General features: G+C 67.3%; 17 protein-coding genes and 2 pseudogenes. 13 read left to right on the top strand and 6 right to left on the bottom strand.

The genetic code is table 11. The features are described from left to right. Positions 1-195 (top strand): annotated as a pseudogene (locus tag B1790_RS35240) (hypothetical protein); the annotation flags it as partial. Between the two features lie 34 nt (positions 196-229). On the opposite strand, the gene B1790_RS08570 reads toward B1790_RS35240, so the two are convergent. Continuing rightward, on the bottom strand, positions 230-1,384 hold the full coding sequence (locus B1790_RS08570; protein ID WP_158083796.1) for an ROK family protein: 1,155 nt from the start codon (positions 1,382-1,384) through the stop codon (positions 230-232). A gap of 103 nt (positions 1,385-1,487) precedes the next feature. On the opposite strand from B1790_RS08570, the gene B1790_RS08565 reads away from it, so the two are divergent. Genes B1790_RS08565 through B1790_RS08545 form a run of 6 tightly spaced genes read left to right on the top strand, consistent with a single transcriptional unit; the run spans position 1,488 to position 7,686 of the window. Beyond that, entirely contained in the window at positions 1,488-2,480 is a 993-nt protein-coding gene (locus B1790_RS08565; RefSeq protein WP_142271158.1) for a sugar phosphate isomerase/epimerase, read from the top strand. A 60-nt stretch (positions 2,481-2,540) separates the two neighbouring features. After that, complete coding sequence (locus tag B1790_RS08560) at positions 2,541-3,686, top strand: PotD/PotF family extracellular solute-binding protein (RefSeq protein WP_142271156.1); 1,146 nt, start codon at positions 2,541-2,543, stop codon at positions 3,684-3,686. A 13-nt stretch (positions 3,687-3,699) separates the two neighbouring features. Continuing rightward, positions 3,700-4,803 (top strand): ABC transporter ATP-binding protein, encoded by a 1,104-nt coding sequence (locus B1790_RS08555; RefSeq protein ID WP_198951951.1) that lies wholly within the window; start codon positions 3,700-3,702, stop codon positions 4,801-4,803. 2 nt (positions 4,804-4,805) lie between these two features. Beyond that, on the top strand, positions 4,806-5,765 hold the full coding sequence (locus B1790_RS34200) for an ABC transporter permease (RefSeq protein ID WP_158083795.1): 960 nt from the start codon (positions 4,806-4,808) through the stop codon (positions 5,763-5,765). Further along, the gene (locus B1790_RS34195; protein WP_142271152.1) at positions 5,762-6,550 is read left to right on the top strand and encodes an ABC transporter permease; all 789 of its coding nucleotides are present in this window, start codon (positions 5,762-5,764) and stop codon (positions 6,548-6,550) included. The genes B1790_RS34200 and B1790_RS34195 overlap by 4 nt, the downstream gene beginning before the upstream one ends. Further along, positions 6,547-7,686 carry a Gfo/Idh/MocA family protein gene (locus B1790_RS08545; RefSeq protein WP_079922782.1) on the top strand — a complete coding sequence of 380 codons (1,140 nt, stop codon included), beginning with the start codon at positions 6,547-6,549 and terminating at the stop codon, positions 7,684-7,686. The genes B1790_RS34195 and B1790_RS08545 overlap by 4 nt, the downstream gene beginning before the upstream one ends. A gap of 8 nt (positions 7,687-7,694) precedes the next feature. On the opposite strand, the gene B1790_RS08540 is transcribed toward B1790_RS08545, so the two are convergent. The 3 genes from B1790_RS08540 to B1790_RS08530 form a co-directional block, all read right to left on the bottom strand. Further along, a complete protein-coding gene (locus B1790_RS08540) occupies positions 7,695-7,922 on the bottom strand; it encodes a long chain fatty acid-CoA synthetase Faa4p (protein ID WP_079922799.1) in 228 nt (75 codons plus the stop codon). 201 nt (positions 7,923-8,123) lie between these two features. Next, complete coding sequence (locus B1790_RS08535; RefSeq protein WP_079922781.1) at positions 8,124-8,693, bottom strand: chorismate mutase; 570 nt, start codon at positions 8,691-8,693, stop codon at positions 8,124-8,126. A gap of 106 nt (positions 8,694-8,799) precedes the next feature. Continuing rightward, entirely contained in the window at positions 8,800-10,494 is a 1,695-nt protein-coding gene (locus B1790_RS08530; RefSeq protein WP_079922780.1) for a PGRS repeat-containing protein, read from the bottom strand. 483 nt (positions 10,495-10,977) lie between these two features. Between B1790_RS08530 and B1790_RS08525 the strand changes: the two genes are divergently transcribed. The 3 genes and pseudogenes from B1790_RS08525 to B1790_RS35810 form a co-directional block, all read left to right on the top strand. After that, positions 10,978-11,388, top strand: coding sequence for a helix-turn-helix domain-containing protein (locus tag B1790_RS08525; protein WP_158083794.1), 411 nt, complete (start codon positions 10,978-10,980; stop codon positions 11,386-11,388). Between the two features lie 760 nt (positions 11,389-12,148). Next, a complete protein-coding gene (locus B1790_RS34635) occupies positions 12,149-13,378 on the top strand; it encodes a hypothetical protein (protein WP_158083793.1) in 1,230 nt (409 codons plus the stop codon). Positions 13,379-13,380: 2 nt separating this feature from the next. Next, positions 13,381-13,656, top strand: a pseudogene (locus B1790_RS35810) (TIGR02444 family protein); the annotation flags it as partial. Between the two features lie 8 nt (positions 13,657-13,664). Here B1790_RS35810 and B1790_RS08515 read toward each other — a convergent pair. Further along, positions 13,665-14,753 (bottom strand): DMT family transporter, encoded by a 1,089-nt coding sequence (locus B1790_RS08515; protein ID WP_198951950.1) that lies wholly within the window; start codon positions 14,751-14,753, stop codon positions 13,665-13,667. A gap of 72 nt (positions 14,754-14,825) precedes the next feature. On the opposite strand from B1790_RS08515, the gene B1790_RS08510 reads away from it, so the two are divergent. The 3 genes from B1790_RS08510 to B1790_RS08500 all read left to right on the top strand — a co-directional run bounded on the left by B1790_RS08510 (position 14,826) and on the right by B1790_RS08500 (position 17,652). Further along, positions 14,826-15,719: a LysR family transcriptional regulator gene (locus tag B1790_RS08510; protein ID WP_079922777.1), complete on the top strand. Its 894-nt coding sequence runs from the start codon at positions 14,826-14,828 to the stop codon at positions 15,717-15,719. A gap of 188 nt (positions 15,720-15,907) precedes the next feature. Further along, a complete protein-coding gene (locus B1790_RS08505) occupies positions 15,908-17,146 on the top strand; it encodes a molybdopterin-dependent oxidoreductase (protein ID WP_233165019.1) in 1,239 nt (412 codons plus the stop codon). Then, positions 17,146-17,652, top strand: a complete 507-nt coding sequence (locus tag B1790_RS08500) for a hypothetical protein (protein ID WP_079922776.1) — start codon at positions 17,146-17,148, stop codon at positions 17,650-17,652. Before B1790_RS08505 ends, B1790_RS08500 begins: the two co-directional genes overlap by 1 nt. On the opposite strand, the gene B1790_RS08495 is transcribed toward B1790_RS08500, so the two are convergent. Next, positions 17,612-19,273 carry an acetolactate synthase large subunit gene (locus B1790_RS08495; RefSeq protein ID WP_079922775.1) on the bottom strand — a complete coding sequence of 554 codons (1,662 nt, stop codon included), beginning with the start codon at positions 19,271-19,273 and terminating at the stop codon, positions 17,612-17,614. The genes B1790_RS08500 and B1790_RS08495 overlap by 41 nt on opposite strands. Positions 19,274-19,331: the final 58 nt, after the last annotated feature.

The following is a 19,331-nucleotide window of genomic DNA, read 5'->3' as shown; positions in this document are numbered from 1 at the left end:
GTCGTGACCGACGCCGACGGCAACCGGCTCAGCCCAGGATCATTGGCCCGGCCACCAACCCAACCCCGCCCATCGGTGAAACCGTGTCGCGGCCCGTTGGGTGAACGTGCCGAATGGTGGTGGTACACACCATTCGAACCCCAACCACCCGCGGAAGACACGGCACGTCGCTCTACGAGGGGCTCGCCGGGGTGACTCGTGTTGCCAGTCAACACACTGACGCACAGCACTAGCCCGAGGCGACTATGCCCCGGCAGGCGAACTCGGCGGCGGCGACAGCACCGTCGTGGCGTCGGAACTGGCACGGCCCGATGAGGAGACCTCGCGTGGCAGCGGGTCTGGCGCGTTCATAGACGCACTGCCTGATGGCACTGAGTACCAGGTCCTCGGCCCCGCGAATACCCGTCGACACGAAGACGGCGCTGGGATTCAGGATGGAGACCAGGCTGGCGATGACGTAACCCACCTGTCTGCCAGCCGCGCGGAGCATCGCCGTGGTCATCGGGTCTTCCAGCTGTGCGGCCGCTTCGCCGATGAGATCCAATGTGAGAGTGCCATGTTCACGGACCATCGCCGCCAGCGCCGGGCTTTGTCCGGTTTCTGCCAGTGTCTCGGCGCCGCGGACGAGGGCGGGTGCCGACACGACGGATTCCAGACAGCCGTGGTTGCCGCACGCGCACAACGTCTCGTTCGCCGGGTCGATGCACACGTGGCCGATGTCGCCGGCGTAGCCGTCGTTTCCACGCGCCAGCGTCCCGTTGACGACCAGACCGCAGCCGACGCCGCTGCTTACCTTGACCACCGCGTATGTGTGGTGAGCCGAAGCCGGGCCCCCGCGCGCGCCCTCGGCGATGGCCAGCACGTTCACGTCGTTCTCGACGTGGGCAGGCACTCCGAAGCGCTTGGTGAAGTGTGCACCGATTGCCACGCCTGCCCACTGAGGCATCGTCGGAGGCGGGTCGGAGACCTGGCCCAATGCGTCGATGTCGGCGGCGATGGAGACTCCGACCGCGCGCAGGGTGCTGCGGGTCTTGCCGACCTCGGACTTCAATGCGGCATCGATCGCGCGAAGCGTGGCAATGGGCTCCGAGGGAGAGGCGTCGTGGATGTTCCGTCGGCTCACCACCTCGCCGTCAAGCTGAATGAGCACCAGGGAGACACCGCCCGCGTCGATGTCCACTCCCGCAACCAATCCGAAGTCGGCATTGCCCAGCACCAACCACGATCCTCGGCGCCCACCCGTCGAGACGGGCGCCGGTTCTTCGCGCGCGATCTCCTTGGTCAGCAGCTGACTCACTTCGGGCGACAGGCGCGAGCGGCTGACGTCGAGAAGCTGAGCGAGGTCCGTACGCGGAAGTGGGCCCCTGGTAAGTAGTTCCGACACGATGCGTCGTTGAAGCCCAGAGAGGTGGACCGGAGGCACGACTCGATTCGTCACGATCCGACATAAGTTGTTCTAGACATGGACAGAAGGTTCTCATAGCGTCGTGACGAACAGCAAGACCACCGCTGCAAGGAGGATCATGAGGCTCGGCTTCTACACCGACTACTCCAGTGAGATCGCGCAATTCGCGGAGACCACGGGGTTCACATCACTTGAGCTGTCGGCGTGGCCGCAATCCTCGCTCAACGCCGACGAGGTGACCGACGAGCGGATCAAGGAGATTCGCGCCGACCTCGATGCCCGCAACATCGAGATCTCGGCGCTGGGTTACTACCCGAACTACCTGGCTGCAGATTCGCGGGAGGCCGACGAGTACAAGCGGTACTTCCGCAAGGTGCTCGAGCTCGCGGATCGAATGGACGTTCCGACGGTGTGCACCTTCGCCGGGCAGACGCCGGGGTGGTCGGTCGAGGACTGCCTGGAGCCATTTGCCGCAACCTTCACCGACTTCTGCAGTGAGGCAGAGGATCTCGGAGTTCGCATTGGGATTGAGAACTGCCCGATGCTCAACCACAAGACGAGAACCGGCGAGAACATGGCGTACAGCCCTGAAATCTGGGCGGCCATGTTCGAGGCAGTGCCGTCGCGGGCACTCGGGCTCGAGATCGACCCGTCCCATCTGGTGTTCCTCGGCATCGATTACGTGCAGGCCATCAAGGACTTTGGCGATCGCATCGTGCACTTCCACGCCAAGGACATCGACATCGACGAGCGCAAGCGCGCCACCATGGGGTTCTACGGCCAGGCAATCGGCAAGCTCACCGGTTTCGGCAACGGCTGGTGGCGTTTCCGCGCACCGGGCTGGGGCGTCATCGACTGGAAGCGCGTCATCACCGCACTGACCGACGTCGGCTATGAGGGCAACCTCGACATCGAGCACGAGGACGAAGTCTTCGCCGCATCCGCCATGTCGAAGATAGATAGCGAAGCCGACATCGTCGAGATGCTTGGCAAGGAACCGAACGCACTGGTGCTTGGATACCGCTTCCTCTCGCCACTCATTCCCCTCGACTCCAGCGAGTTGCTCCCGCACTGATCCGATAGTCCGAGCCCCATCGACGCGGCCACCACCACCCAAAGTGAGGTTTGAACCGTGATGAACATCAGACGAGTCATCGCTGTCGCGGTCTGCGGCGCCGTGGCGGCCACGGGTTTCGTTGCCTGTAGCAGCGATACCAACGAGAACGCGGACGGTTCGACGAGTTCGGCGGCTCCAGCCGTACCGACGACGAAGCCGGATCGGTTGGTCATCCGGATCTGGAGCGGTGACGAGCAGCAGGTGTACGCCGATACCGCCGCCAAGGCGTTCACTGAAGCCACCGGGATCCCAGTCGTCTGGGACACCACCGACGAGGCGGTGAGTTACGCCAAGTTGAACCAGGAGATCGGTGCCGGACAAGCGCCGAGTGTCGACGCCAGCTTCAATGCCCAGCAGCGGGCCTACACCAACGCCGTACGCGGCTGGACCATCCCGATCAGTCCCGCGCTGGCACCCAACATGGCGAAGGTGACGCCCGATACCGCCCGGCCCGCCGACACCAAGGGTGACGCCTGGGACTACGTCAATCCGTACACCCTGTCCGTCCCGTTCATCGTCAGAACCGACAAGATCGACCCCAGTGTGGTGGCGACGTGGGACGACCTGCTGAAGCCAGATCTCAAGCAGAGCATTGCCATTGACACGATCTATTCGAGTACGGCCTTCGGCTTCGCGCAGTCGATGGGAGTGGACCCAGCCAGTAACCCGCCCGATGGCATGGCCGCGGTCTGGGAGCGCATCTCCGGCATCAAGCCGAACCTGGCCCAGCTCGGCTCCAACTCCGACGTCGTGACCGCGCTGACCAACGGGTCGGTGAAGGTGGCGATCAGCAATACGGGAACGGGTATCAGTGCGTTGGCTGCGGGCGCACCCATCAAGATGGTCGCGCCGAAGAACGGGCTGTACGTCGTCGGCGATTCGTACTACATCCACAAGGGCATCCCCGAGGCCAACGCGTACTACGCCCAGGTATTCGCGAACTACATCCTCGATCCCGCTGTGCAGTCGGCAATCGCGGACAAGTTGGGATTCGTGCCAGTGAACCCCGAGGCCAAGATCCCGTCCTACATGAGTGAGGATCCCACGGTGTTCCCACGCTCGCCAGCTGATCTCAAGGCGGACAACGCAATTCTCGCTCCGATCCCACTGATGGCCAAGAATGACGAGGCCTGGCAGAAGGCCTTCGACAATGCCATCGGCTAGCGTGGGCTCCATCATGGATGCCACGCGGCACCCGGCAGTCGCGTCCCCGCCGGCAATCCGACTCGAGCACGTCACGAAGACCTACGAGGGCATGACGGTCCTCGACGACGTCGCACTCGAGATTCGGGACGGCGAGTTCTTCACGTTGCTCGGACCGTCCGGATCGGGCAAGACCACACTGTTGCGGATCATTGCGGGCTTGCTCGACGCCGATGGTGGTGAGCTCTTGATCGACGGGGTTCCGATGACCGGGAGGCCCGCCTACGAGCGGAATCTCGGCGTGGTGTTCCAATCGTTGGCCCTCTTTCCGCATCTGAACGTCGGCGAGAACATCGCCTTCCCGCTCCGCATGCGCAGAGTCGCCAGGAGGGAAAGGGAGCAGCGGGTACGGAACGCGTTGGATCTGGTTCAGCTGCCAAATCTTCAGTCGCGCAACATCGGCGAACTCAGTGGCGGCCAACGCCAGCGGGTGGCTCTCGCACGGGCTCTGGTCTACCAACCGCGCATCCTGCTCCTCGACGAACCCCTCTCGGCGCTTGACCGCCGGCTGCGCGAGACGATGCAGTTGGAGCTCACCCGCATTCATCGGGAGCTGGGGGTGACGATCGTCAACGTGACGCACGACCAGCGGGAAGCGCTGGTGGTGAGCGACCGCGTTGCGGTGATGGACGGCGGGCGCGTCGTCCAATGCGGCACCGGGCCGGAGCTCTACGCGCACCCCGACACTGCCTTCGTCGCCGGGTTCCTTGGTGACCCGCTGCTACTCGAAGGTCATGTCACCGAGACTGACGGTGCGCGCACGCTGGCCACATCGGGTGTCGAACTGGCGGTGCCACTCGCAGCGCCACTTGGTGCGGTGGTAGCGGTCATGCGCCCCGAGCGGCTGCACTTGCTCGATGCAAGCGAGGCGACGCACTCGTTCGACAACGAGTTGCCGGGTGAGGTCGCGTTCTGTGCCTTCGACGGCAACGGAACCTTCTACCAGGTCCGGCTGGACTGCGGCGTCACGGCGTCGGTCCACGTACCTGCCCGTGAGGTTGTCCCACCCCATGAGGTCGACGAACGCGTCGTCGTGGCATGGAATTCCGACGACGTGCCGATCGTCGCGGGCGGTTGATCGTGCATTCGCGATCCGTGCTTCTGGAGTGGAGTCAGCTGCCGTCGTGTGCGTCCGCGCCGGGTTGGCGGATCGTGGATGCGCTGGTCAGTGTCAGGCGCTTCACGGCGCGGATCGTGGCCGTCCGCGTTCGACGGGTACTCCTGCTGGTACCCGCCTTGCTCCTGGTCGGCTCGTTGGTGGTGGGCCTCGGGGCGCTGGCGTGGCGGAGTCTGCACGCCTACGACAGCTTCCTGGCGGTGCAGGGGGGCTGGTCTCTGACGCAGTACACCACCCTGCTCACCGATCCTGCGTTTCACTCCGTCATGCTGCGGACGCTTCTGATGGCAGTGGTGACGCCGGTCGTGGCGGTCGCGATCGGGCTGCCGTACACCATGACGATGACGCGGAGCAGCAGGCGCTGGGTTCGCCTGACGCTGCTCATCGGAATGTTCGTGCCGCTGTTGACCGGCGACATCACCAGGACCTACGGACTGCTGGTGACCATCGGCACGGGCGGTCCGCTGGAGTGGGTCACCGCCCACCTGGGGCTGGGTGCCCCACACCTGATCGGCTCGCTGTGGGCGATCGGCCTCGGCATGGTCCAGACACTGTTGCCCGCGACTGTGGTCGTGCTGCTGCCTGCCGTGCTGCGATTAGATCCCGAACTAGGTTCGGCCGCAATGACACTCGGCGCAACGCCGCGGGCCGTCTTCCTGCGGGTAACACTGCCGCAGTTGCGCACCGGAATCGTGGCGGCGTTCGCCACCAGCTTCGCACTTGCGATGGCAGCCTTCGCCGACCCGGCCATCCTCGGGCTCGGGCTGAAGAACTTCGTCTCGAACTTCCTCCAGAATCGCTATCTGGCACTGGGGAATCCGCCCCAGGGCGCCGCGATCGGGATCCTGCTGCTGGTGATCGTCAGCGTCGGGACCGCGATGATTCTGCTACTCGGGCGGACGCGACGGGGGCGTTCGCGGTGAGGCGACTGCGGGTCGCCAGTGTGGTGACGGGCTGCGCACTGGTGCCGCTCCTGGTCCCGACGATGCTGGTGCTCGCGGCGTCCTTCTCCGAGGGTGAGGTGCTGACCTTTCCGCCCCGCGGCTTCACGACTCACTGGTACACCGCGATGTTCGGCAACGGCGCGGTCTGGACGGCGCTCGGCAACAGCTTGTACGTCGCGATCGCGAGCGTGTTGATCAACCTGCTCTGCGGGGTGCCCGCCGCCCTGGTGCTGCCACGGGTTGGTAGCCACGCCAAGGCGCTCTTCACGGTGTTGCTGTCCCTGGGGCTTAGCTCGCCGACGATTGTGTCGGCCTTTGCCTACTTCGACGTATACAGCCGAATTGGCATCGGACACAACCTCACCGCTGTCGCGCTGGCCATCGCCGTGACGTCGTTTCCGTTCATGCTGTGGACGATTCTCGCCGCCCTCGAGGACCTCGACGCCGAGCTGCTGCCCGCCGCGGCGACGATGGGAGCCGATCCCGTCGAGCAGATGCTGTTCGTCCGGCTGCCACTGTTGGCGCCCGGCATCGTCACCGGGGCGCTGGTGGTCTTCGTGCTGAGCATCACCGACTTCGTGCTGAGCCAGGTATTGACGACGATCGACAACCAAACGTTGCCCGTCTTCATCTATTCGGGTCTGCGTGGCGCGATCTCGCCTGCCCTGGGGGCGGTTTCGGCATTCTTCATCGCCGTCGTCGCAGTGGCATTCGCGGTGGTTCTCCGGTTGGGCAAGGTCGAGCGATTTCTGTTCCGCGCATGACCGGGGCGGCCATCGTCGGCACGGGCTTCATGGCGTCGACTCACGCCGAGTCGCTGCGCCGGCTTGGAGTACCCATCATCGGAGTCGTCGGCTCTTCGCCGGAGCGCGCCACCGAGCAGGCGGCGTCGGCTGGACTTCCCCTCCCGTACAACAGCTTTGATGACGTACTCGACGACGATCGCGTGGACGTCGTACACATCTGCTCGCCGAACCACCTGCACCACGAGCAGGTCCTCGCCGCGCTGCGGGCGGGCAAACACGTCATCTGCGAGAAGCCGCTCGCGATGACCTCAGTCCAGGCAATCGAATTGCGTGACGTCGCCGATGCATCCGCGGTCGTCCATGCGGTCTGCTTCATCAATCGCTTCTACCCGCACTGTCAGGAGGCCCGCGCACGCGTCGAGTCCGGCGACGTGGGGGCGGTCAGGCTACTCACCGGCGCCTTCCTCCAGGACTGGCTGGCCAAGGACACCGACTGGAACTGGCGGCTCGACCCGGCGCTCGGAGGATCGCTGCGCGCAGTCGGCGACATCGGGTCGCACTGGTTGGATCTCGCGAGCTTCGTCACCGGTCAGAGGGTTGAGGCGGTGATGGCGGATCTCACGACGGCGATTCCGACCCGGCATCGGCCCCTCGACGGGCCCCAGGCGACCTTCTCCGCGGCGGTCGGCGGTCCCACCGAGGCGAAGACGATCGACACGGAGGACATGGCAGGCATTCTTCTCCGCTTCGACGGCGGCGCGCGGGGGGTGCTAGCCCTGTCGCAGGTGTCGCCGGGGCGAAAGGCCCGGCTGTCCGTGGAGGTCAGCGGTTCCAGGGCATCCCTGCACTGGAACTCCGAGAACCCGGAGGAGATGTGGGTAGGGCACAGGGACGAGGCGAATCAGCTCCTGCTGCGCGGGAGCGGCTCGACGAGCACGCAGGCGGGCCTCGTCAACGACTATCCAGCCGGACATGCTCAGGGGTATCCGGACGCGTTCAAGGCCTTTCATCGCACCGTGTACGCGGCCATCGCCACGGGCGGACCTCCCGCACTGCCCGACTATCCGACTTTCGACGACGGTGTGGAGCAGTCGCTCATCGGGGACGCCGTCGCGCTGAGCAGCCGTGACGGCAGGTGGGTGTCCGTCAGGTAGCGGAAGAACTATTCGGCGCCGACGGTCTCACGCGTGACGAAGACGGACACGTAACCGATCGGAATGCCGGTCATCGCCGAGATGCACTCCCGTGCGGCCAGCTCGACCGTCGCACGCCGACGCGCGTGTGTCACGCCACCGATCTCGGGAATCTGGACCAACCAGCCGTCGATGTCGAGGCTGATCTCGATGTCGAAGCTCTGACCGACCGTGGGGCAGTTGACCCGAGGCGCGATGCCATGCTGCCTTCGAGAGCCGAAAGGGGTGTGCGCGCGGCGCAAGGTGGGCTGAAGAGGCATGAGAGATTTCCTGTGTCGGACGACGGACCGCGGGCAACAGTAGACCGTTCCTACCCCGAACGCCTAATCGGTCGTCGGCCGTGATATGCGACGTCGTCCGAGGTCAACGCGGTGTTCACCGGGGCGACATCGGACGGTCTACTGGCAGTAGGACCCGGTCGCGAACATCAGCCCGCGTTGGTACAGCGCGTCCAGGCCCCTGGCGTCGACCACGGCATTCCTGGCGGCCTCGAGATCGGTGACGCAACTTGGTGAATGCAGTGAATTCCATTGCGCCGCAATCTCGTCGACCATCGTGCGGTTGAGCCCGTCGATCGTGGTGCGAGACTCCGACAGGTTCGGCGCGGTGGCCGGAGCGCTGGCGGGGTCGAGCTTCCACTCGCTGAAGCGGCCGTATTCGACGCCGACCGTTGCACTGATCTGGTCGCGGAACACCCTCTGCACGTAGCCGTCGTCGACGCCGTGCTGGCTGGCCTGTGCGGTCACCGCGTCGATCACCTGTTGTTCACGGGCGCGGTCCTCGATCGGCCCACCCGTCGTCCACTTGGAGGCCGCCACCGGATCGGCTGTCTGCAAACGTTGCGCGGCGGCGTCGACGAGAGCGAAGAGAGGGCTCGGCCCGTCGGCACTGGCCGGGATCGGGGTGGCCGTCAGAACTAGCGCGACGCCCACAGCGGTGGACGCGACGCGTGAGGCGAAGGAGTTCATGTCGACACGCTAGCCAGGGCCACGGGTAGAGACGCGGCTGGGGACGTCGGCCGTGGCCGACGCCCCCAGGCGTTTCACGGCGCGTATGCGCCGCGGTCATCAGTGATTACGAAGAGGCTCCGTCGGCCCCGTTCGCTCCCGCGTTGCCACCTGCACCGCTGGCTCCGGCGCTGCCGCCGCTTCCGCTGGCACCTGTGCTGCCGGTGCTGCCAGTGGCTCCGGTGGCTCCGGTGCTGCCGGCCGTACCGTTCGAACCGGTACTTCCGCTGTGTCCGGATCCGCCGAAGATGCCACCGCTACCCGCGGTACCCGCACCGCCGCCCGAGCCGGCGCCGCCGCCCGCGCCACCGCTGGCGCCCGTTCCACCGGCACCACCCGTTCCGCCCGCACCGCCGGCACCCGCTGCACCGCCTGAGCCGCCCGTAGCACCGGATCCACCGGCACCGCCCTGGCCACCCACACCGGTTCCGCCTGCACCCGTGCCCGCGCCACCGGCGCCACCGGATCCGCCGTTGCCGCCTGCAGCCCCGTTGCCGCCGTTGCCGCCCGTCGCTCCGGTACCGCCGCTGCCGCCGTTGCCGCCGGCCTGGCCGGTTCCACCGGATCCGCCGTTGCCGCCCGTGCCGCCGTTGCCTGCCGCACCGCCGCTGCCGAACAGACCGCCGGTTCCGCCGTTACCGCCCGTACCTGCCGCGGTTCCGGACGTTCCCGCGCCGCCGGCTGTGGTGCCGTTGGCGCCGGCCGTACCGGCTCCGCCTGCGCTGCCCGCGCCGCCGGCTTGGCCTGCCGCGCCGGTGCCGCCGTCGCCGCCGGTGCCGCCGTTTCCGCCCGTTCCGACGCCGCTGGTGCTGACACCGGCACCGCCGGCACCGCCCGCGCCGCCGTCGGTCGCGCCGGTTCCACCGTTACCGCCGTCGGCTCCGTTTCCGCCGACTGCCGTACCGCCTGCGCCGGTGGTGTTCGCCGCGCCGCCTGCACCACCTGCACCACCGTTGGCGCCGTCGGTACCGGGGGCGCCTATCGCGCCGTCACCGCCGGTGGCGACAGGTGCCGTACCGGCGACCGCGCCGCCTGCACCGCCCGCGCCACCCGGATTTCCGGTGGTTCCTGGCAGACCGTTGCCGCCGGTGACCGTGCCAGCTGCGCCGGCCTGGCCCTCGACTCCGGCCGCGCCGGAGGGTGCCGGGTTGACGCCGTCCGCGCCGTCGGAACCGACGGTCGTGCCGTTGGAGCCGGTGGTGCCGTCGGCTGCTGCGCCGCCGGTTGCCGAGGTGCCGGGTGTGCCGTCCGTCCCGGCTCCACCGACGCCGCCCGCGCCGCCGTGGCCGAACAGGGCCAGCAGTCCGGCGTTACCGCCGTTGCCACCATTCGCGCTGGTGCCGCCCGCGCCGCCCGCGCCGCCGCTGCCGAGCAGGGCGAACACCCCGGCGTTGCCGCCGTTGCCGCCGGCAGCTCCCGCGCCACCGGTGCCGCCAGCGCCGCCATTTCCGAAGATCACGAGCGTGCCGGCGTTGCCGCCGTTGCCGCCCACCGCGCCAAGGCCGCCCGTGCCGCCGGAGCCGCCCGAACCGAAGAACAGGCCGCCCTTGCCGCCGGTGCCGCCCGCCTGACCGACCGCGCCGGATCCGCCGGTGCCGCCGTAACCGAAGAGCAATCCGGCGTTACCGCCGTTGACGCCGGTCCCGACTCCGCCGTTGGTGCCGTTGGACACGAAGATGTTGACGATCGGCACCAGGCCGACCAGGTTGATGACCTGGTACAGCGGGGTGAACTGAACCGGTCCGATGAACGCTGCCGCCATCCTTGGGGAAGTGGGCAGGTTCGTCGTCAGAAGGGTCCTTGCGCCGAACAAACTGTCGCCCGAGGGCGCACACTGCGCCGGCAGTACGGGGCATCCCGTGCTGATAGCCGGTGACGGTGACTGGCTTAGCACAGGCGCAGCCTGCGCGAGACCGGCGCCGCAAGCGAGTGCGGCACCAGCGCCGGCGATGGCGATGCTGGTGGCTACCGAATACTGCGAGCTCTTCTTCACGTGAATTCTCCCCTTTGGGCGGCTCGATAGAGCCATGATCTTGGCTTTTCTGCGGGTGACGCGTCATCTCTGATGACGGTCGCGACCGGTGTCGCAAACACTGTGTCGCCTCGTTTCGCTAAGTGCTTCTGCATGTCAGCATACCGATATGCGTGCGTGCCTGCAATAGAAACAAGTGACGGAGCTAACGAATTTCGTCATCAATTCGTTTGCGGACAAGTCGTCGGGCCGCGTAGGGGATACATTGACTCGATGGCGGAGTCGACGTGGTGGCAGTACGTGCTCACCGTGACCGCCGGTGCCGCGCAAAAGGACATCGCCGAGACCACGGGAATCGACCAATCCAGCATTTCCCGCTGGCAACGAGGTGCCACCACCCCGCGGGCAGAGGCGGTCGTCGCCCTGGCGCGGGCCTACGGACGCTCGCCCGTTGAAGCGTTGGTTGCCGCCGGCTACCTCGAGCGCGACGAGCTCGGTGTCGTGGAACTGACGACGCTCACCGGTGACCTCAGCAGGGTGTCGGTTGATTCACTGCTAAGCGAGCTTCGGCGCCGGGTGCTCGGATCTCAGGATTCGCAGTCCTGGCCGGCTGGCTGGGCCGCCGACGACTCGAGCGTGGGCGGGTCGCAATATCGCCAGGAGAGCGGCGATCTCGGTCGCTGACAGGTCCTCGGGACGCACCCGGGTCATCACCTGCTCGAGTTCCCACCGCACGTGATGATGTTCGGACCGGGTGGTGTTCGGGTTCGCATTGATGTGGTCGCCTACCTTCGAAATACCCTGCTCGCGTATGTCCATTGTCGGGGCGGCAGGGATTGGGCCGGCCCTTGTCTCCGAAGCACCGAGCGGACTCGTGTACGGGCGACGGTTCCAATCGTGCACCCATCCGGCGATATGCACAAGCAAACTCGATGACGGAATCTGCGTTTGCGACAAATCGGCGCTCACATCGTTAGCCGATCTTTGTTTGGACACCGGTGCGGCCGGGCTTGTGGCGGGCTGAAAAGCCTGCGGACAATCGGGATCGAGCCCGACGGCGGATGTCGCAAAAAACGTCGAAGACCTGCTTCTAATCAGAAATTCCAGGTAGAGCCACGTGCACCGCGCCTTTCGGGGGCGGCGCTGGCCGCGACTCGGCACCTAGATGCTTGGCTGTGCCGAGGACGTCACCAATCGGTAAGCGGCGTTTCGGTGTGGGACGCCACGGCTCAGGGATGTTGCCGAGAGCTACTCAGCCGACCTTCGAATGATGGTTTTTGCGAGGCCTGCAGCGAACGAAGTATGAAACGATCTTGAAAACGGGCCGTTCGTTCCGGTACTGCGGTGCAGTCGAGGTCCGGCGATTCGCGTCGCGGTGCCGACGTCTCTGGGATGGCGGCCCACTAGGTTGATACGACCAATCACGTCGGCGACGGGAGTCTTGATGCGGCGCAGCCTGAAGGTGGGCGCGACGGCGGCCTGCGCGCTGATCGTCGTCGGATGTGGGCATGCCGATGAGGGCACGGGCGCCAGTGCCGAGACGAGTTCGAGCGCGCCGACCACGTCGACGCCGCGGCCCGTCATCAGCCCGTCGGTGCTCGACGCGGGCGCCTATCCGACGTCGCCGCGTCCGCCGCTCGGCGTCGCGGGGAACCCGGCCACCGGCGCGGTGGCCGACGCCCAGCACATGGCCGACTTCGTCATCGGTCCCTGGGAGGTCGACGAGAAGCTCGTCGGCACCTATCTCAACAGCTACTACGTGTTGAACTCCGCGAACGCCTTGAAGCAGCTGGGCCCGGAGGGAGTCGCGACCGCGGCGGACCAGGCCGGGATGATCAACGGGTTCGCATCGGCCCGGCAGGTTCCGGCCGAAGCGCCCGACCAGGACGCCGGCCGCGAGGCGATGGTGAACGCCGTGCTGCGCTTCCCGGATCCGGCGGCCGCGGTGGCGGCCAGTACCGCGATGGGTGAGGCCGCGGCGAGACAACCCGTCAAGGGGATCACCCCGACGCTGGTGACCATCCCCGGCCATCCCGACGCCGTCGCCTCGACCTATCCGTTCACGCCGAGCGGCGCCGCTCAAACAAGGGCCACCGTGCGTTCCTTCACTCCCCACGGCCCCTACGTGTTCATGCACTTCGTTCAGTCCGTCGACGGCGTCGACCGTGCAACCGGCCTGGTGGCCAAGGCGGTCGACGCCCAGGGGCCGGCGATCGACGCGTTCGTGCCCGCAGGCGATCTCGCCGCCGTTCCCCTGGATCCGACCGGGCTGCTGGCCAGGACCCTGCCTGCCGGCGTCGCCGAGGCCGCGAAGAACGCGGTGTACGCCACCAGGGGAGCGGAGCACTTCCAGAGCAACCCGGTGGCGTCGGCGACGCTGTTCTCCGACACCGGCACCACCCAGGTCGCGATGGGCAGCACGAACGTCTACCAGACCAAGGACGACGGTGCGGCGGTCATGATCACCAACGCGTTCAGTCAGGAGATGACGTCGGACGGGATGGCGATTGCCGACACGGTCACGGCCCTGCCCGACAGTCACTGCTACGCGTTGACGCAGGCGTTCTACTGTGTGGCGCCCGCCGGCCGGTACGCGATCGAGGCTCGCAGCGGGCAGCTGGCCGACGTGCACCAGCAACTGTCCGCCCAGTACGTCATGCTGACGGCGAAGTAGGCGTGTCGGACTCCCTGAGCGACTTCGCGTTGGCGGTCTACGCCGCCGACGGGGTGTCCGCTGCGTGCCTGACCCTGCAGGACCGCCTCGACGTCGACGTGAACGTGGTGTTGTTCGCCGCGTATGTCGGCGCGGCGCGTGCCGAAAGCCTCACCGACGCAGGGCTTGTCGCCGCGCTGGCGCGGGTTGGTGACTGGCATCGCGATGTGGTGGTGCCGTTGCGGTCGGTTCGGCGGCGGCTGAAGGTCGAAACCTCACCTGCTGCCGTTCAGTTGCGCGCGAACCTTCAACGGCTGGAGATCGACGCCGAAGTGGTCGAGCTCGCCGAGCTCGGTGCGTTGGCAGCCGAGGAGGCTCGCCCATCGGCATCCGGGACGTCGACCGAACGCGCGGCGGCGGCGATCGGCACGGTGGTCGGCGACGAACTCGACGACGAGCTACGCGCCGCGGTGGGCGCCATCGCGTCGGCGGCGGCGTGGTCGGCGCGGTCGGACTGACCCTCGACGGTTCTGGCCAGGTAGGTGCCAGCCAGGATCAGCACGGCGCCGACCACGCCGACCAACGTCACCCGATCGCCTCCGACGACGACTCCGATCGCGGCCGCCCACAGCGGTTCGGTGCCGAGCAGCACGCTCACCCGGGCGGCGGACGTGCGGCGCGCGGCCCACATCTGGATGACGAACGCGAAGACCGTGCACGTCAGCGCCAAGTAGAGCACCAGGATCCAGGAGCGCGCGGTCAGGTGGGCGGCGACTTCGACCACACCGCGTTCGGTCGTCGCCGACATGATGACGAAAACCGCCAGGGCAAAGACGAATTGGACCAGTGTCGTCCGCGCCGGGTCGAGCTTGCGGCCCGCGGACGCCCGTGAGATCACGATGACGTGCACCGAACGTGCTGCGGCCGCGAGCAGCATCAAGAAGTCACCGAGGCTCGGCGCGGCGAAGCCGCCGCGCTGGGTGAGGAGGCCGACGCCGGCCACCGCCACGGCGACGGCGCAGTAGAACGTGGCTGGCAGGCGGGGGACGTCGACGCGTCGGTCGAGAAGCGGGGTGATGACGATCGTCAACGAGATGATGAGACCGGCGTTGGCGGCGGAGGTCTTGGTGACCCCGAACGTCTCGAGCGCCAGGATCACGCTGAGGATCGTGCCGAACACCGCGCCCCATGCCACCTCGGTGCGCGTGAGCCCGCGCAGTCGCGGTGCCACGACGAGGGCGAGACCGGCCACGGCAAGGCCGAATCTCATTGCCAAGAAGCCGAATACACCGTCACCGGTGACGGTGTCCTTCGCGGCGAGGTAGCTCGATCCCCATGCGACGGCGACCGCGAGCAGGGCGAGGTCGACGGTGCGCTGGTTCGTCGTGGGATTCACGAGGTCAATCGTGAGCGGGCGTGTCTCGGTAGACAAGCGAAACAATCTTCAGATATTGAGTAGTATTTCTACATGGATGTGGAGCGCCTGCGTTTGCTGCGGGAACTCGCCGAACGCGGCACCGTGAACGCGGTGGCCCTGGCGATGTCGCTGACACCGTCGGCGGTCTCCCAGCAGCTCAAGATCCTGCAGCGCGAGGCCGGGGTGCCATTGCTCGAGCCCGACGGGCGGCGGGTCCGGCTCACCGATGCGGGCCGCACCCTCGTCGCGCGGACCGACGAGGTGCTCGCTGCGCTGGATCGCGCGCACGCGGACATGGATGGTTACCGGACGACGCCCCGCGGCACCGTCCGGGTGGTGATGTTCCCGTCGGGGGCGGCAATGCTCTTGGCGGGCCTCATCACTCGCGCCGCAGAGATGGGTGTGGAGGTGCTCGGCCGCGACCTCGACCAGCCCGCGGCCAACGCGCCCGCGCTGCTGGCTGACGCCGACGTCGTGGTGGTACACCGCGACGCGCGCGACACCGCGCAACTGAGCCCGCGGTTGGACACCACCGTGCTGCTGAGGGAACCCTTCGACGTTCTGCTGCCGCCCGGACACCGCCTCGCAGGCCAGGACGAGGTGGCGCTGCGGGATCTGGCCGAGGAGTCGTGGGTGGGCGTCGAAGGCGGCCTGGTGGTCGACGACGTGATGCGGTCGCTGGCCGCGGTGTCGGAAGTGCAGCCGCGAATAGTCCAGCGTGTGAATGACTTCCGCGTCGTCGAGGAGCTGGTGCTCGCCGGGGTCGGGATAGCGCTCATGCCGCGGTACGCCATGGGGGTTCGCGACCTGGTGCGTAAACCGCTCAGTGGCGTGCGGGCTGCGCGTCGCATCGAGGCCGTGACCCGCGCCGGTGCGGCCAGCCGTCCGGCCGTTGCGGCCGTCGTCGAGATCCTGGTGGCGCTGGCCGCCGACGTCTCGCGGTAGTCATCGGCCCATTTTGCATTGCCGTGTAACGCACCGGAGACGAGGTGACACTGAGACGTGGAGTCAGCGTCGACATCCGCTCCGACAACGGCAACGAATGGGTACACGTGGACGATCGCGACCAACCCCCACGCCGCGGGTTTCCCGCCGGCCTCTGGCGGACGCTCGAGGAACACCCGCCACCAGGACTGTCCCGGATCCGATGGCGCAGTCCGCTGCGCGGTCCGTGGCTGACGTCGGTCTTCGCCTCCGCGCTGCTCGTCGTGCTGCCGATCGTCATCGTCACTGGCTTGCTGTCCTACATCGCGTACGGCCCAAAGTTCGGCCAGGCCATCCCCGGCGACGTGGGGTGGCTCAAGCTGCCCTCATTCGACTGGCCGAGCAACCCCAGTTGGCTGTACCGGCTGAACCAGGGGCTGCACGTCGGACTCGGGTTGATCATGGTCCCGCTGGTGCTCGCCAAGCTCTGGTCGGTGATCCCGCGACTCTTCACCTGGCCACCGGCCCGGTCGCTGGCCAGCGTGCTCGAGCGCATCTCGCTGTTGATGATCGTCGGCGGCGTGCTCTTCGAAATCGTCACCGGCGTGCTGAACATCCAGTACGACTACATCTTCGGGTTCAGCTTCTACACCGCGCACTACTTCGGCGCGTGGGTGTTCATCGCGGGTTTCGTCTCGCACGTCGCGATCAAGCTGCCCACGATGGTTCGCAGTCTTCGCTCCCGGTCGTTCGTCGCCGAGCTGCGGACCTCCCGGGAAGACACCGTGCCAGAACCTCTCGACGAGGACGGGTTGGTCGCGCCCGACCCGGACCCGCCAACGCTGAGCCGCCGGGGGATTCTGGCGGTCGTCGGCGGTGGCGCGCTGTTGGTGGCGGTGTTGACCGCCGGGCAGACCATCGGCGGGTGGACGCGTCAGTTCGCGATCCTGCTGCCGCGCGGCCGCAGTTACGGCGACGGACCCAACGACTTCCAGGTCAACCGGACCGCGGCAAGCGCGCGAATCGACCCGGGGTTGACCGGTGAGCGGTGGCGTCTGCAACTGCTCGGCGGCCAACGACCGGTCGTCCTCGACCGCGCCGCATTGGCCGCGATGCCGCAGCACACCGTCGACCTGCCGATCGCCTGCGTCGAGGGTTGGTCGACCGTCGAGACGTGGACCGGCGTGCGGCTCGCCGACCTCGCCGCCGCGGCAGGGCGACCGGCACCGGGGTCGGCGGTGGTCTCCTCCCTGGAGCGATTCGGGGCGTTCAACCGTGCCCGACTGCAGCGCAACCAGGTGCTCAATCCCGATGCGCTACTGGCATTCCGGGTGAACGGTGCGGAGTTGTCGCCGGATCACGGCTACCCGGCCAGGATCATCGTGCCTGCGCTTCCCGGCGTGCACTGCACGAAGTGGGTGGCCTCCATCGAATTCCGGGAGTCGTGATGACCGTCTTCAGGCGTCTCTACGGCGACCACGTCCTGCACCTCATCGTCCTGGTGGCCGCGCTGGCTCTCGGCGCGTACACGATCTCGGTGCTCGGGGTCGACCAGTTGTTCAACCCCCGGGTGTGGTGGCAGTCGATCGCGGTGTGGTTCGCCGTGGCCGTCATCGGCCACGACCTCATCCTGTTCCCGCTGTATGCACTGGTCGAGCGACTCCTGCCCAAGGGCCGCCGTCGCGCCGAACCCGTCGACGCGACACGCCGGGTGCCAATCGTCAACTATCTCCGATTGCCCACCCTCGCAACGGCGTTGACGTTCGCGATGTTCCTACCCGGCATCATCGAGCAGGGCGCCTTCACCTACACCGCGGCGACCGGCCTCACCCAGGAGCCGTATCTCGCACGGTGGCTGCTGCTGGTGGCGGGTTTCTATCTGACCAGCGCCGTCTGCTATCTGGTGCGGAGCATCATGACCAGGACTCGTCCAGCTCGCCCAACGACTCGATGAGAGCGCTGTTGACGCTGTAGTCCACCGGGCAGGCGATGACGCTGACCGTGTCGGCCGCCAGCGCCTCTCGGAGGGTGGGCAGCAACTCGCCGGCCGACGCAATGCGGTAACCCTTGGCGCCGAAACTCTCTGCGTAGGCGACGAAGTCGGGATTGGCGAACCGGGTGTCGACGTTGTGGCCGATCTCCAGATCCATCTTCCAACTGATCAGTCCGTAGGCGTCGTCGACCCAGATGAGGATCACGATGGGGGTGCCGACGCGCAGCGCCGTCTCGATCTCCTGGGAGTTCATCAGGAACGAGCCGTCGCCGGTGGCCACCAGCACCTTGGCCTCGGGCCGCGCGATCTTCGCGGCAATCGCACCGGGCAGCGTCCACGCCATGGTGGACAGGCCGTTGGAGATCAGGCACGTGTTGGGCTCGTAGGTCGGGTAGAGCCGTGCCATCCACATCTTCAGCGCCCCGGTGTCGACGAGCACGATGTCCTCGCGATCCAGCGCCGCCCTGGTGTCGGCGACGATGCGCGCCGGTGCGAGCGGGAACCTGTCGTCGTCCCGGCCGCCGTCGAGTTCCCTGGTGAGCAGCTCCCTGATGCGCTCCTGCCCTGACGTCGGCGGGTGCTCCCGCTGCACGGCGTCGGCCAGCTCGTCGAGGCAGCGCCCGATGTCGGCGTGCAGGCCGACGGCGACGTCGTAGTGGGCGTCGACCTCGGCCGGAAAGCGGTGGATGTGAATGATCTTCGTGTCGCCGCGGGGGTTGACGCGGACCGGGTCGAACTCCTGGAGCTCGTATCCCGCGGCCACGATCACGTCGGCCTGGTCGAACCCGAAGTTCACGTAGTCGTGCCGCATGAAGCCGACCGCGCCCAGCGCCAGGGGATGGTCGTCGGGCATGACGCCCTTGCCGTGGAACGTGGTGGCCACCGGGATGTCGAGCGTCTCGGCGAAGCGGCGCACCGCGGCGGAGGCATCGGTGCGGGCCGCGCCGTGGCCGGCGAGCACCACGGGATTGCGGGCGGTCCTGAGAATGTCGGCGGCGCGGGCAATCTGGGTGGCCGAGGGGTCGTCTGGCCGGGGAACGTTGACCCGCAGCGGGACGGCTGCCTCCGGGGCGTCGGCCGATTCGACGTCCTCCGGGACGGCCAGGTAGACGGCGCCGGGGCGCTCGGTCTGGGCGAGCTTGAAGGCCTTGCGCACCATCTCTGGTACGGCGCCCGGCGTCGCGACCAGCGCCGACCACTTGGTGACCGGTGCGAACATCGACACCAGGTCGACGCCCTGATGGGATTCCTTGTAGCTGCGCCGCATTCCCACTTGCGCGGAAAGGGCAAGCACCGGAGTCGAATTGGTGGTGGCGTCGGCGACGCCAAGTAGCAGGTTGATGGCGCCGGGACCCAGGGTTGCCGAGCACACCCCGGCCCGACCCGTCAGCCGGCCGTAGACCTCGGCCATGAACGACGCACCCTGTTCGTGCCGGGTGAGCACGTACTCGATCGACGATCTCGAGAGTGCGTCGACCAGCCTGATGTTCTCCTCGCCAGGAATGCCGAAGACGTGGGTGACGCCTTCGTTCTCCAAGCATTCGACGATCAACTCGGCCGTGATGCGACTGGGTGCTGCCATTCCTCGAGACTAGACACCGGGGCAATACCGGCTACCCGGTAGACCGTTTGGGGGTAAG

The sequence above is a fragment of the Mycobacterium sp. AT1 genome (genome assembly GCF_002043095.1).
Classification (GTDB): domain Bacteria; phylum Actinomycetota; class Actinomycetes; order Mycobacteriales; family Mycobacteriaceae; genus Mycobacterium.
The sequence above is the reverse complement of the archived record's forward strand: the minus strand, read 5'-3'. Positions and strand labels throughout refer to the sequence as shown.